The sequence below is a fragment of the Pleionea sediminis genome (assembly GCF_007570825.1).
GTDB lineage: Bacteria > Pseudomonadota > Gammaproteobacteria > Enterobacterales > Kangiellaceae > Pleionea > Pleionea sediminis.
The window spans coordinates 86,341-99,686 of sequence record NZ_SUNB01000006.1; the positions used below are offsets into that span (position 1 = coordinate 86,341).

At 41.9% G+C, this 13,346-nt stretch carries 12 protein-coding genes; 10 read left to right on the plus strand and 2 right to left on the minus strand.

What is annotated here, in order from left to right:
• Nucleotides 1–14: 14 nt before the first annotated feature.
• The 4 genes from FAX86_RS18310 to FAX86_RS18325 all read left to right on the plus strand — a co-directional run bounded on the left by FAX86_RS18310 (nucleotide 15) and on the right by FAX86_RS18325 (nucleotide 4,593).
• Nucleotides 15–1,532 carry a fumarate hydratase gene (locus tag FAX86_RS18310; RefSeq protein WP_144394935.1) on the plus strand — a complete coding sequence of 506 codons (1,518 nt, stop codon included), beginning with the start codon at nucleotides 15–17 and terminating at the stop codon, nucleotides 1,530–1,532.
• A 127-nt stretch (nucleotides 1,533–1,659) separates the two neighbouring features.
• The gene (prpB, locus tag FAX86_RS18315; RefSeq protein ID WP_144394936.1) at nucleotides 1,660–2,550 is read left to right on the plus strand and encodes a methylisocitrate lyase; all 891 of its coding nucleotides are present in this window, start codon (nucleotides 1,660–1,662) and stop codon (nucleotides 2,548–2,550) included.
• A gap of 2 nt (nucleotides 2,551–2,552) precedes the next feature.
• Nucleotides 2,553–3,695, plus strand: coding sequence for a bifunctional 2-methylcitrate synthase/citrate synthase (gene prpC / locus FAX86_RS18320; RefSeq protein WP_144394937.1), 1,143 nt, complete (start codon nucleotides 2,553–2,555; stop codon nucleotides 3,693–3,695).
• Between the two features lie 250 nt (nucleotides 3,696–3,945).
• On the plus strand, nucleotides 3,946–4,593 hold the full coding sequence (locus tag FAX86_RS18325) for an OmpW/AlkL family protein (protein ID WP_144394938.1): 648 nt from the start codon (nucleotides 3,946–3,948) through the stop codon (nucleotides 4,591–4,593).
• A gap of 104 nt (nucleotides 4,594–4,697) precedes the next feature.
• On the opposite strand, the gene tsaA is transcribed toward FAX86_RS18325, so the two are convergent.
• Nucleotides 4,698–5,405 (minus strand): tRNA (N6-threonylcarbamoyladenosine(37)-N6)-methyltransferase TrmO, encoded by a 708-nt coding sequence (gene tsaA, locus FAX86_RS18330; protein WP_144394939.1) that lies wholly within the window; start codon nucleotides 5,403–5,405, stop codon nucleotides 4,698–4,700.
• 8 nt (nucleotides 5,406–5,413) lie between these two features.
• Nucleotides 5,414–6,022, minus strand: a complete 609-nt coding sequence (locus FAX86_RS18335; RefSeq protein ID WP_144394940.1) for a YceI family protein — start codon at nucleotides 6,020–6,022, stop codon at nucleotides 5,414–5,416.
• 110 nt (nucleotides 6,023–6,132) lie between these two features.
• On the opposite strand from FAX86_RS18335, the gene FAX86_RS18340 reads away from it, so the two are divergent.
• From FAX86_RS18340 to FAX86_RS18365, 6 genes are all read left to right on the plus strand, one after another.
• Complete coding sequence (locus FAX86_RS18340; RefSeq protein ID WP_164503666.1) at nucleotides 6,133–6,822, plus strand: SGNH/GDSL hydrolase family protein; 690 nt, start codon at nucleotides 6,133–6,135, stop codon at nucleotides 6,820–6,822.
• Between the two features lie 214 nt (nucleotides 6,823–7,036).
• Nucleotides 7,037–8,215: an acyl-CoA dehydrogenase gene (locus tag FAX86_RS18345; protein ID WP_144394942.1), complete on the plus strand. Its 1,179-nt coding sequence runs from the start codon at nucleotides 7,037–7,039 to the stop codon at nucleotides 8,213–8,215.
• A gap of 149 nt (nucleotides 8,216–8,364) precedes the next feature.
• Entirely contained in the window at nucleotides 8,365–8,937 is a 573-nt protein-coding gene (locus tag FAX86_RS18350) for a nucleotidyltransferase family protein (protein WP_144394943.1), read from the plus strand.
• 219 nt (nucleotides 8,938–9,156) lie between these two features.
• Complete coding sequence (acnB, locus tag FAX86_RS18355) at nucleotides 9,157–11,751, plus strand: bifunctional aconitate hydratase 2/2-methylisocitrate dehydratase (protein ID WP_144394944.1); 2,595 nt, start codon at nucleotides 9,157–9,159, stop codon at nucleotides 11,749–11,751.
• Nucleotides 11,752–11,935: 184 nt separating this feature from the next.
• Complete coding sequence (locus tag FAX86_RS18360) at nucleotides 11,936–12,325, plus strand: hypothetical protein (RefSeq protein ID WP_144394945.1); 390 nt, start codon at nucleotides 11,936–11,938, stop codon at nucleotides 12,323–12,325.
• A gap of 168 nt (nucleotides 12,326–12,493) precedes the next feature.
• Nucleotides 12,494–13,285 carry a M48 family metallopeptidase gene (locus tag FAX86_RS18365; RefSeq protein WP_144394946.1) on the plus strand — a complete coding sequence of 264 codons (792 nt, stop codon included), beginning with the start codon at nucleotides 12,494–12,496 and terminating at the stop codon, nucleotides 13,283–13,285.
• Nucleotides 13,286–13,346 lie beyond the last annotated feature (61 nt).

Below are 13,346 nucleotides of genomic sequence, written 5' to 3' on the forward strand. Positions count from 1 at the left end.
AATCGGAGGACTTCATGGCGGTCATTAAAAAAGCCGACTTCATAGACAGCGTTGAAAGTGCGCTGCAGTTTATCTCGTATTATCACCCAAAAGATTTTGTGGATGCGATGCACGAAGCGTATCAGAAAGAACAGAATCCGGGTGCTCGTGATGCAATCGCTCAAATATTAATTAACTCTCGGATGTCAGCCGAAGGCCACCGCCCGGTATGTCAGGATACTGGTATTGTAACGGTATTTGTTAAAATCGGCATGAATGTCCAGTGGGAGTCTGATCTTACTGTTCAGCAAATGGTCGACGAGGGTGTTCGACGGGCTTACGCCAATGCTGACAATCCATTGCGTGCCTCTGTGGTTGAAAATCCAGTTGGGCCTCGTAAAAATACTAAAGACAATACACCTGCAGTGGTTCATATCGATATGGTTCCCGGTGAAAAAGTGGAAGTTGATGTCGCTGCGAAAGGTGGTGGATCCGAGAATAAGTCGAAATTTGTCATGTTGAATCCGAACGATTCCATTGTTGACTGGGTATTAGAAACAGTTCCAAAAATGGGAGCCGGTTGGTGCCCACCTGGTATGTTAGGTCTTGGTATTGGTGGTACCGCCGAAAAAGCGATGGTCATGGCGAAAGAGTCTTTGATGGATCCTATCGACATTCATGAACTTAAAGAGCGTGGGGCGCAAAATTCCGTTGAAGAGTTGCGTTTAGAATTGTTTGAAAAGGTTAATAAGTTAGGCATCGGTGCTCAAGGTCTGGGTGGATTAACCACCGTTCTTGATATAAAGATTAAAGATTGTCCAACCCATGCTGCTTCGTTACCGGTCGCTCTAATTCCAAATTGTGCGGCAACTCGTCATGCTCATTTTACACTCGATGGATCAGGCCCGGCTGAATTGCAAGAGCCTAAAATTGAAGATTGGCCTGAAGTGACATGGGAAGTTGGCGAAGGTGTTCGAAAAGTTAATCTCGATACAGTCACTAAAGAAGAGGTTGCTGAATGGGCGCCTGGTGAAACTTTATTACTGTCTGGAAAAATTCTTACCGGACGTGATGCGGCTCATAAACGTATCCAGGACATATTTGCCAAAGGTGAGTCTTTGCCAGAAGGTGTCGACTTTAATGGTAAGTTTATTTATTACGTCGGGCCGGTCGACGCTGTTCGAGAAGAAGTCGTCGGTCCCGCGGGCCCAACAACGTCAACTCGAATGGATAAATACACCGACATGATGTTAGACAAAACTGGTTTGATGGGAATGATCGGTAAGGCCGAACGAGGCGATATTGCAATTGAAGCGATTAAAAAACATCAGGCCGTTTATTTAATGGCTGTCGGTGGTGCGGCTTATCTCGTTTCTAAAGCGATTAAAAAATCTCGCGTAGTGGCTTTTGAAGAATTGGGAATGGAAGCCATTTATGAATTTGAAGTCGAAGATATGCCAGTTACTGTAGCGGTCGATACCAAAGGTGAGTCGGTTCATAAAACGGGCCCTGCTATTTGGAAAGTTAAATTGGAGGAAATGGAACCTGCATAGTTTTTATTTATCAATAACCGTATTTGTTATTGATAAAATAAAAATTGGAAAGGCCATTTTAGATGTGGACAAGCTTTACTTAAGTTTGTTTGCGTAAAGTTAAAACACGACAAGATAAGAGAGTGATATGAGTCAAACACTAAGTCCAGGTGCGAAGTTTCGTGCCGCGGTAGCGGATAACAAACCGCTTCAAGTTGTTGGAACGATTAATGCTTACACAGCTCACATGGCAAAGCGTGTAGGTCATCAAGCGATTTATTTATCGGGCGGTGGTGTTGCTGCAAACTCACTTGGTATGCCCGACTTAGGCATCAGCTCTTTGGAAGATGTTTTGATTGATGTTCGTCGAATTACCGATGTGTGTGATTTGCCTTTATTAGTGGATGCTGACACTGGTTGGGGTGGCGCATTCAATATTGCTCGTACCGTTAAATCTTTAATTAAAGCGGGTGCTGCGGGTTGTCATATCGAAGATCAAGTTGCCGCGAAACGATGTGGCCACCGACCAGGCAAAGAGGTCGTATCTAAGCAAGAAATGATCGATCGTATTAAAGCTGCCGTAGATGCAAAAACGGATGACGACTTTGTCATTATGGCGCGTACCGATGCTTTGGCCGTTGAAGGTATGGACGGCGCGATTGAGCGAGCTATTGCCTGTGTTGAAGCGGGCGCCGATATGATCTTTCCTGAAGCGATGAACAATCTTGAAGATTACAAAAAGTTTAAAGAAGCGGTGAAAGTGCCTATTTTGGCAAACATCACTGAGTTTGGTAAAACGCCATTATTTTCGACGCCAGAATTAGGTGAAATGGGTGTTGATATTGTGCTCTATTGTTGTGGCGCTTACCGGGCGATGAACAAAGGTGCAATCACCGTTTACGAAGCTTTAAAAAATGATGGACATCAGCGTAATGTGATCGACATTATGCAAACACGCGAAGAATTATACGATTATCTTAATTATCACAGTTACGAGCAAAAGCTCGATTCACTGTTTGCTGAAAATAAGGAGAAATAAAAGTGGCAGAAGAAAAGAAAAAACCAAAAAAGTCGGTGGCACTTTCGGGTGTTGAAGCTGGCAACACTGCCTTGTGTACCGTTGGAAGAACCGGAAATGATCTAGCTTATCGTGGTTATGACATATTAGACTTTGCTGAAAAAGCTGAGTTTGAAGAAATTGCTTACTTATTGATTCATGGTAAGTTGCCAACGGAAGCGGAATTAAAAAATTATAAATTTAAATTAAAAGCGTTACGTGGTTTACCCTTAGCTGTTCAAGAGGCTTTAGAATGTATTCCTGCTGCGGCACATCCAATGGACGTTTTGCGAACCGGTTGTTCTGTTTTAGGCACTGTTTTACCTGAGAAAGATGATCATAATGCACCTGACGCTCGTGATATTGCTGACCGCTTAATGGCATCGTTTGGATCAATGCTTCTTTACTGGTATCACTTCAGTCACAATGGACGACGAATTGATGTTGAAACTGACGACGATTCAATAGGTGCTCATTTCTTACATTTGCTTCATGGCGAAAAGCCAAGCGAGTCTTGGGAAAAAGCCATGCACATTTCATTAATTCTGTATGCTGAGCACGAGTTCAATGCTTCGACATTTACCGGCCGTGTTATTGCCGGTACTAATTCAGATATGTACTCCGCTGTGTGTGGAGCAATTGGTGCGTTACGTGGACCAAAACATGGTGGTGCTAACGAAGTCGCTTTAGAAATTCAAAAACGTTACACATCACCGGACGAAGCCGAGGGTGACATTAAAGAACGTATGGCGCGAAAAGAAATCGTCATTGGTTTCGGTCATCCTGTTTACACTGTGTCTGATCCGCGAAACAAAGTGATAAAAGAAGTTGCACGTAATTTGTCGCAAGAACAAGGTGATATGAATTTGTTTAATATTGCTGAGCGATTAGAGCAAGTGATGTGGGACGAAAAGAAAATGTTTCCGAATCTCGACTGGTTCTCTGCGGTGTCTTATCACCAGATGGGTATTCCGACCGCAATGTTCACACCGATTTTTGTTATTTCGCGAATCACGGGTTGGGCGGCGCACATTATGGAACAGCGAGTTGATGGAAAGATTATTCGTCCATCAGCTAATTACACTGGGCCAGAAGATCTTCAGTGGGTTGACATTAAAGATCGGTAATCGGTCTTTAATTTCTAGAATCCTAGATGAAAGCCAGGCAACGCCTGGCTTTTTTATGTCTTTATATTTTTGTTTTTAGTTTGTTTATTGTTCATTGCTTTTATTTGCTATTGATAAAACCTGATCTCGATCAATTGATTTACTACTTAATTTATCCCGCCTGGTTTGAACTGATCTGGATCAGTTTATTCAACTGCTCAGACAGTAATATTGTCTCCGCAATATCAATAATTGATTGGAGATAAATATAATGAAGTTTTCTGTTTTGGGGTTAGCCGTTCTTTCTGCGCTAGTTGTACCCGCTTTTGCCGATAATCATGATTCCGACTGGACCTTTCGAATTGGCGCAGCACACGTTTCTCCGAATGACGACAGTGGTTCGGTATTGGGTGATGATGGCGTTGCAGTAGATAGCAGTACAGGACTGGGTTTTAGTTTTGAATATGCAATCAATAACCGTTGGGGCTTTGAGGTTCTTGCCGCTTTACCTTTTGCGCACGATATTAAAGGTACCGGAGACCTCAGTGGATTAAGTATCGGAGAAGTGAAACATCTTCCACCAACATTTTCGGCACTTTACTATTTAAACGATGAGAAAACGTTTCATCTTGGATTTGGATTGAATTACACAACTTTTGTTGACGACAAAACAAGTAATGCACTAACGACAACTTTAGGAGCAACTTCAACGGATTTAGAACTTGATGATTCTTTTGGTTTCGCTTTAAAAGCAGGATTTGATCTTCCAATCTCTGATGAATGGTCTTTCAATGGCAACTTGTATTATTTGGATATTAGTACGGATGCCGATGTGATTGTTGATGGTAATGTCGCAACAACGGTTGATGTCGATATTAATCCATGGGTAGTGATGGTCGGCGTGAGTACTCAGTTTTAAATGGATTTATAATTTTCATTTTAAAATTTCAATCATAACTAACGCCATGTTGAGAAGGGTTTTTCCGATTTATCGGGGAAACTCTTTTTACTACCCTTGATTGGCTATGCGTAAAGTATGTTTTCCACTCGTATTATTTGTTCTTCAATACGCCAAGTAATATCAAACTCATACAGCTTGACGCCATAAGTTTTTTGATCGGCTTTATTTCTTTTGTATGCAGGTCTGGGATCTTGCGCAAGAACTTGAATGATAAATTGCTTAAGTCTCGGATAAGTTGAATTAACTTGTTGTAAAAACTGTTCGGCTTGTTGAGTAAACTCGACTTTTATTCTTGTCTCTGGCGCTAGTTTCGCCATGCCGCCATGTGCATCAGCGATACTATCGGAATATGGAATGTAAGGTTTAATATCAATGACTGGTGTTTGATCGAGAAGGTCGGCAATACCCAAATGTAAAATCGTTTGCCCATTTTCTATAAGTACTTTATTTAATGGAACGACTGACATGCCGATATTATTTGGACGAAAACTACTGCGAGTTGCAAAGACACCTATTTTTTGATTACCTCCAAGGCGAGGCGGTCTTACTAACGGAGCGTGCGTTCGATCTAAGTGGTTGTGAAATAAAAACAAGATCCACAAATGGCTGTACTGCGCTATGTCTCGAATATAGTCGGGATGATTAAACGGAGGGTTTAACTCGAGTTGCATGCTAGCTTCTGTAACGAGTCCTGGTTGCCGGGGAATAGAAAATTTTTCTTTGAAAGGAGAGTGAATAACTCCTATGGTTTCTAAGTTAACACTCTCCATATTATTGATTAATTTTTTCGGTCGAATTGAAGATGGAATGAAACCGGAACCGCTGAACTAATAGAGGATAGTTTAGCGAGTTCTTTTAACTTTTCGATACCAGGCACGAGATCAAAAGATTTTGCATCAATAATAACCGGAGCTACTGTAGATACTAATAGTTGGTTCTTATTTTTCCGGATTATGGAAACATCAGTTGTAAGATCGACTTCTTTTCCGTGCAATGACAATTTAAACTTAATTGGCACCGTGCGAGACTCTCCTTTTTTTAACTGAGCGAGGAGTTTGGTATCGATCATAGTTGAAACATTCGCCTGGTTGTATTTTGAGGTATTGAATAAATGTTTCTTCATTCTTTCATTTCGAATCTCGATATTGGTTTCCACACTGTTCAAATCAACAGAGATGTTTGCCTTTCCATCTTTATATACATCACCCGAAAGAGTTTTAAATGTATTGACTTCTGCTATGGAAGACTTTTTTGTCGAAACAAAATGGAGCTTTGATTTATCGCTGTTTAATTGCCACAAGGATTTATCGGAGGCCGTTCCTGATGTGACAAATAACAACCCGATTATAACAAGGGACAATTGTCGTGCTAAGGTGAGGTTTTTCATGGGGATTGCCTTTAAATTTCTGAATATGAGTAAGAATTTATCACCATTGATTTTATCCGTAAATGCTTTAACCTTTTCTGTCTCTAATTTGAGTGAGTCGACTTAGTATTGTGAATATTATTCTGTGTTTTGGCGATAGTTTAGTCTTTGGTGAGCACGATGTCGAAAAGGGTGGTTGGGTTGACCGTCTTAAAGTGGATGCTTTTAAGTCCTATCTTTCTAACAAGTCAGAATTATCTTCTAAGAATGGGGAAGCTGACAACCGTTCTCAGACGTATTTACCGACTCGTACTTATAATCTGGGGATTGCTGGCGAAACGACCGATGGATTGGTTGCTCGTTTAGAAAGTGAACTAACTGCTCGTTTCGTTCGAGGGCAACGTCATCATGTGATTTTGGCGTATGGCTTGAACGATATCGTGATTCATAAAAACAAAAATCGCGTTCCACTCGAAATATTTGTTCGACATATGCAACGAGCAATCGATGTGATTAAAGAAAAGTCGTGCGAACCTTTATTAATGACAATGCCAATCATTCCCGATGAGATGAGCGGTCAAGTAAATTGCCATGGACAAATTCGTCAGCAAGAGGACAGTGTAATATTCAATCAAGCATTGCTTGAATTAACTGAAAGCAATCAAGTTCAATGCATCGATGTATCGAGTTTTCTTGGCAGAGAGGAGCAAAAGGATGGCTCGATTTGGGCGGCCGATGGTGTTCATTTGACTGCTGAGGCACATCGGTTCATTTACAAAGGCATTCGCGCGGCGTTTTCTGACTGGTTCGATAATCATTAATGCCATCGAGTTGACGGCGATCAAGCACTGCGTGAATCTATGAGATTCTAGGAAAATCCCCTTCGTATTAATAAGTTAACTCCATTATAATGAAAGTAATTAACGCGAAAGCGTCTCGACTCCGTCACAGGATCGAGCAATAATGGACTGGTCTGAGTTTGTTATGCGGCTCAGATCTCTATAATCACCCATTTTAACAACTGGAAGGCGCACTATGTCAGGTGGAGTTTTATCGAATTGGGACGATATCCTTTTATTGGATGATCAACTTACAGAAGAAGAGCGGATGATCCGTGACTCGGCTCGCCAATACGCTCAGGAAAAGCTATTGCCTAGAGTATTAGAAGCCAATCGCCATGAAAAATTTGATGTCGAAATTATGCGCGAGCTTGGTGCTTTAGGTCTGTTAGGGTCAACCATCGAAGGCTATGATTGTGCAGGTACCAGTTATGTCGCCTATGGTCTTATTGCTCGTGAAGTCGAGCGCGTCGATTCTGGCTATCGATCGGCTTGTAGTGTGCAGTCGTCATTGGTGATGTACCCAATTTATAAGTGGGGTACTGAAGAGCAGCGTCAAAAGTTTTTGCCAAAGTTAGCATCCGGTGAGTTTATCGGATGTTTTGGATTGACTGAACCCGATGCGGGCTCAGATCCTGCGGGAATGAAAACTCGCGCCAAGAAAGTGGACGGTGGATATTCTCTGACGGGCTCTAAAATGTGGATCACCAACTCACCAGTCGCTGACGTTTTCGTGGTGTGGGCCAAAGACGACGCCGGCGATATTCGCGGTTTCGTTCTCGAAAAAGGCATGGAAGGGCTAACGGCGCCTAAAATTGAAGGTAAGTTTTCTCTTCGCGCATCGATTACGGGTGAAATCGTCATGGATAATGTGTTTGTTCCCGAGGAGAATAAATTTCCCGAAGTTAAAGGTCTAAAAGGTCCTTTCAGTTGTTTGAACATGGCGAGATATGGTATTTCCTGGGGCGCAATGGGGGCCGCAGAGGCCTGTTGGCACGCTGCTCGACAATATACATTGGATCGTAAACAGTTCGATCGTCCGTTAGCTGCCACTCAACTGGTGCAGAAAAAATTGGCAGATATGCAAACGGAGATAACTTTAGGTTTACAGGCCTCTCTGAGGGTTGGTCGGTTAATCGATGAGGGGCGGTTCGTTCCTGAGATGATTTCACTGGTTAAGCGGAATGCGTGTGGTAAAGCGCTTGATGTCGCTCGCACAGCACGAGATATGCACGGTGGAAACGGCATTAACGATGAATATCATGTCATTCGACATATGATGAATTTGGAAGCGGTTAATACTTACGAAGGAACCCATGATATTCATGCCCTAATTCTTGGCCGTGCACAAACGGGCTTACAAGCTTTCAAATAACTTAAAGTTGTTGATTTAACAGTTTGAAAAGCCGGTATATTTGCCGGCTTTTTTGTTGGAGGTATGTTTCCGGAGCGGGTTTTGCTATTTAATTAAATCTATGTGCTATTCTTAGTTAATATGCTCATTAATTATAAAAGCGGAGCTTTATGATTGAGTTATCGGTGCTGGTTTTGGCGGGAGGCGAATCCAGTCGGCTGAAAGTTTGCAAGCAGATGATCGACTATCACGGCAATACCTTGATTGCTCAAGCTTGCCGCAGGGCACTATCGGTCTCTGATAATGTTACCGTAGTCACCGGGGCTTATCGGCATCGTGTTGAAGCTGAAGTGAGTAAATTTAACGTTAATATTTTGTACACTGAAAACTGGAAACAGGGCATTGCTGTTTCGCTGGCTTATGCGGTAAAGCGAGAGTTTAATGTCGACCGACTGCTGATAATGTACTGTAATCAGCCATTTATCCCCGCAGAGCACTATAAGGCGTTGGTGGAGGCTTCGAAGAAAGAGCCCAAAAAAATCATCGCTTCTTCCGTTGATGGACGGCTGACGATTCCTGCGGTAATTCCTCACCATCTTTTTTACGAGCTGACGACACTTGAAAAAGAAGAAACTGCCGATTTGATCATTCAGGATCGAGAAGCAGAAGTTATCGCTATCGATTGTCCGCAAGCTGAGTTTAGTGTGAATACGCCCGCCGATATGGCCAAATTACGCAGTTAATTTTTGAAAAAAAACTACTTTTCTTTCATTTTTCACCAGTATTTATATCCATTTTCATTGTTAAACAGCCGCTTATGTCTCAGGTATCAATTTATTCTGAGCAATGAATCTTGTATAATTACGCACCCGAATTTCAGCAAGTTGCTGCCAAATGGGTTATTTTTGGCTATTTTTAGCAGCATCTTCTTAATAAATTTGTACTTAAACGAGGAATAAAACGTGTTAGAAGCCTATCGTAAGCATGTTGATGAGCGCGCGGCAGACGGGATACCTCCCAAACCTTTAAATGCTGAGCAAACCAATGACTTGGTCGAATTACTAAAAAATCCTCCAGCGGGTGAAGAAGACTTTCTGGTTGAGTTGATCACTCATCGCGTACCTCCTGGTGTTGATGAAGCGGCTTACGTAAAAGCAGGTTTCTTATCGGCCATCGCGAAAGGTGAAGCTACCTCACCACTGATTGATAAAGAACACGCTGTTAAGTTGTTGGGCACCATGTTAGGCGGCTATAACATTTCGACTTTGGTTGAGTTGCTAGATGACAGTGAATTAGCAAAACTTGCGGGTGAGCAATTAAAGCACACTATTTTAATGTTTGATGCTTTCCACGATGTTGCTGACAAAGCGAAAGCCGGTAATGAGGTTGCAAAAGACGTCATTCAATCTTGGGCTGATGCTGAATGGTTTAAAAAGCGCGATGCGCTTCCAGAAAAAATTACCGTCACCGTATTTAAAGTTCCTGGCGAAACGAATACCGACGATTTGTCGCCAGCACAAGACGCTTGGTCTCGTCCTGACATTCCATTGCACTCATTAGCGATGTTGAAAAATCCACGGGAAGGCTTAGAAGGTAATCCGCTAGAAACTATCGAAAAATTGAAAGAGAAAGGTCATCCTGTTGCTTATGTAGGTGACGTTGTTGGAACGGGCTCTTCACGTAAGTCAGCGACGAATTCGGTTCTTTGGTGCACCGGTGAAGACATTCCTTACGTACCGAATAAGCGCGGCGGAGGTTTCTGTTTAGGTGGCAAAATTGCGCCAATTTTCTTCAATACAATGGAAGATGCGGGTGCGTTACCCATTGAAGTTGATGTCGATAAAATGGAAATGGGCGATGTCATTGATATTTACCCATACGAAGGTAAAGTTGAAAAAGACGGAAATGTCATTTCTGAATTTAAACTAAAAACTTCCGTTATGATTGACGAAGTTCAAGCGGGTGGCCGAATCCCAATGATCGTTGGTCGTGGATTAACAGCCAATGCACGTGAATTCTTGGGTTTACCAGAAGCTGACTTTTTCCGTAAACCGGCTGATGTTAAAGATTCAGGTAAAGGATTTACGCTAGCGCAGAAAATGGTAGGCAAAGCCTGCGGTGTTGCTGGTGTTCGTCCTAATCAATACTGTGAGCCGAAAATGACAACTGTCGGTTCTCAAGATACAACCGGTCCAATGACTCGTGATGAATTAAAAGATTTAGCCTGTTTAGGTTTTACTGCTGACTTGGTGATGCAGTCTTTCTGTCATACCGCGGCTTATCCAAAACCTGTTGATGTCGACACTCAACACACCTTGCCTGATTTTATTCGTAACCGTGGCGGTGTGTCATTACGTCCAGGCGATGGAATTATTCATAGTTGGTTAAATCGCATGTTGCTTCCCGATACGGTTGGAACGGGTGGTGACTCTCATACTCGCTTCCCAATGGGGATTTCTTTCCCTGCAGGCTCTGGTTTGGTTGCTTTTGCTGCGGCAACGGGCGTTATGCCATTGGATATGCCTGAATCTGTATTGGTTCGTTTTAAAGGTGAGATGCAACCTGGAATCACGCTACGTGATTTGGTACATGCAATTCCTTATTATGCGATTCAAGAAGGTTTATTAACGGTTGAAAAGTCTGGCAAGAAAAATGTATTTTCAGGTCGTATTCTAGAGATTGAAGGTCTTGAAAAGTTAACCGTTGAGCAAGCGTTTGAGTTATCTGATGCGTCAGCAGAACGTTCTGCGGCGGGTTGTACTATTAAACTTTCTGAAGAATCAGTAACCGAATACCTTCAGTCAAACATTGTGTTGCTTAAGTGGATGATTGCAAATGGTTACGGCGATGAGCGCACTATTTCTCGTCGAATTGAAAAAATGGAAGAGTGGTTAGCGAATCCAGAATTAATGGAAGCGGATAAAGACGCAGAGTACGAAGCTGTTATCGAAATCGATTTGAATAACTTAAAAGAGCCGGTGTTATGTGCGCCTAACGATCCTGACGATGCACGTTTGTTAAGTGAAGTCGCTGGTGACACGGTTGACGAAGTTTTCATTGGTTCTTGTATGACGAATATTGGTCACTTCCGCGCTGCAGGTAAGTTGTTAGATAAAGTTGAGCCAGGTACTTTGGCAACGACTTTATGGATTGCTCCTCCAACAAAGATGGATCAGCATCAATTGATGGAAGAAGGTTACTACAACATTTTTGGTAAATCAGGAGCGCGTTTAGAAATGCCGGGCTGTTCATTGTGTATGGGTAACCAAGCGCGAGTTAAGCCTAAGTCGACCGTGGTTTCTACCTCTACTCGAAACTTCCCGAACCGTTTAGGTCAAGGTGCTAATGTTTACTTAGCTTCAGCAGAGTTAGCTTCGGTATCTGCGGTATTAGGTAAGTTACCTTCAGTACAAGAGTACATGGAATATGCGAAAGAAATCGACAGCATGTCAGATGATATCTACGTGTACATGAACTTCCATGAAATGGAAGAGTATCAAAAGCTCGCTAACTCAGTGACTATACCGGTTGCTAATCAAGTAACTGTAGAAGCTTAGTTAAGCAGTGAATTGATCGTTAAAAAACCCGCTTTTAAGCGGGTTTTTTTGTAGCGTTTGATTTTACTTTCGGTTATAAATTTTCAATTGTTCTTGTTGTTAAACTTATAGCTTTTAAAAAATTGAGTGGATTAACCAATTGAGTTTGCTACAAGGAAAGCTGCTTGCTGAATAGGCGATGATTATGACTAAGAATAATGTTTACAAGCCGCCTGAGGCCGAATTGCAGCCTCTGGACTCATCTCAAAACATTAAGTTCGAGAAAGTTGCGACAGGTCAACGACTCATTATTTATGCGATACTGATTTATTTTAGTGCAGTCGCTTTGCGTTTTGTCATTGGCCCCTTTGTCTTGATTTTTGTACTAGTATCCCTGGTAATTTCGATTATCGGTGTCGCGAAAATGCTTGATGGTATGGAAAGTCATATCGTTACCAGAATATTTGTTTTCTTTTTACTTTTTGTTCCGCTAATTAATCTTCTGACACTATTAAGCTTAAATTCAAGAGCTTCAAAAAAATTGAAGAGTGCGGGTTACACAATAGGACTTCTAGGAGCAAAAAGGCCTGGTTAGGTAGAAATTGCAGTATTAGAAAAGAGAAATTAACATTGGGTTGACCGGATTGTTAATATTAATTAAGAAGCGGTTTGTTATGATAAAATTTCGATTATAAAAAGCTTCAATATAAAAGAGCCTCGCTTTTTGGTATGTTCAAAAAATATTAAATAAAAAGGAAACACTATGTTTCGGTACCTAACTTTTTTCATTCTATGTTTATCTATTTTAAGTTGTGCGGTTTCTCCTACAGGGCAAAAACAGTTATTACTTTTTTCGGGTGATCAAATGTCACAAATGGGAATTACTGCTTATTCTCAAATGAAAGAGCAGCAGAAGGTTGTGTCGAACAAAAGAACATTAGAGTATGTTCGGTGTGTTACGAATAGGTTGTTGCAACATTTACCCAGCGAGCTGAAAGGTCAAACCTGGGAAGTGAATGTTTTTCAAGATGACTCACCCAATGCTTTTGCTTTGCCAGGTGGTAAAATTGGTGTGCACACAGGTATGTTAGATACTGCTAATTCACCTGCAATGTTAGCGGCTGTCATCGGTCATGAAATAGGGCATGTTTGGGCGAACCATGGTAACGCCCGAATGAGCCAAACAGCATTGGCGCAGCAAGGCTTGCAACTCGTTTCTATTATTGCCGGTGAACCAACTCCCGAAAAGCAAATGGCACTCGGTGCCTTGGGACTAGCGACAAAAGGTGTGGTATTAAAATACAGTCGTAAGCATGAAAAAGAAGCTGACTCATTGGGGGTGCGTTTGATGGCTCAAGCTGGATTTGATCCAAGTGAAGCGGTGACCTTATGGCAAAAAATGGCACAAATGAGCGAGGGATCGATGCCCGAGTTTTTATCAACTCATCCGTCGGAAGAGGCTCGTATTAAAAAGATAACCAGCCAATTAAAAAATGTTTTGCCGATGTATCAGCAAGCTATATCTTCAGGGCGAGCTCCTTTGTGTCGTCGTTGATTAGCGGGGCATTTTAAATGTTAAATTAAACTCTAATAGTGATAATAAATAATAAACTAGG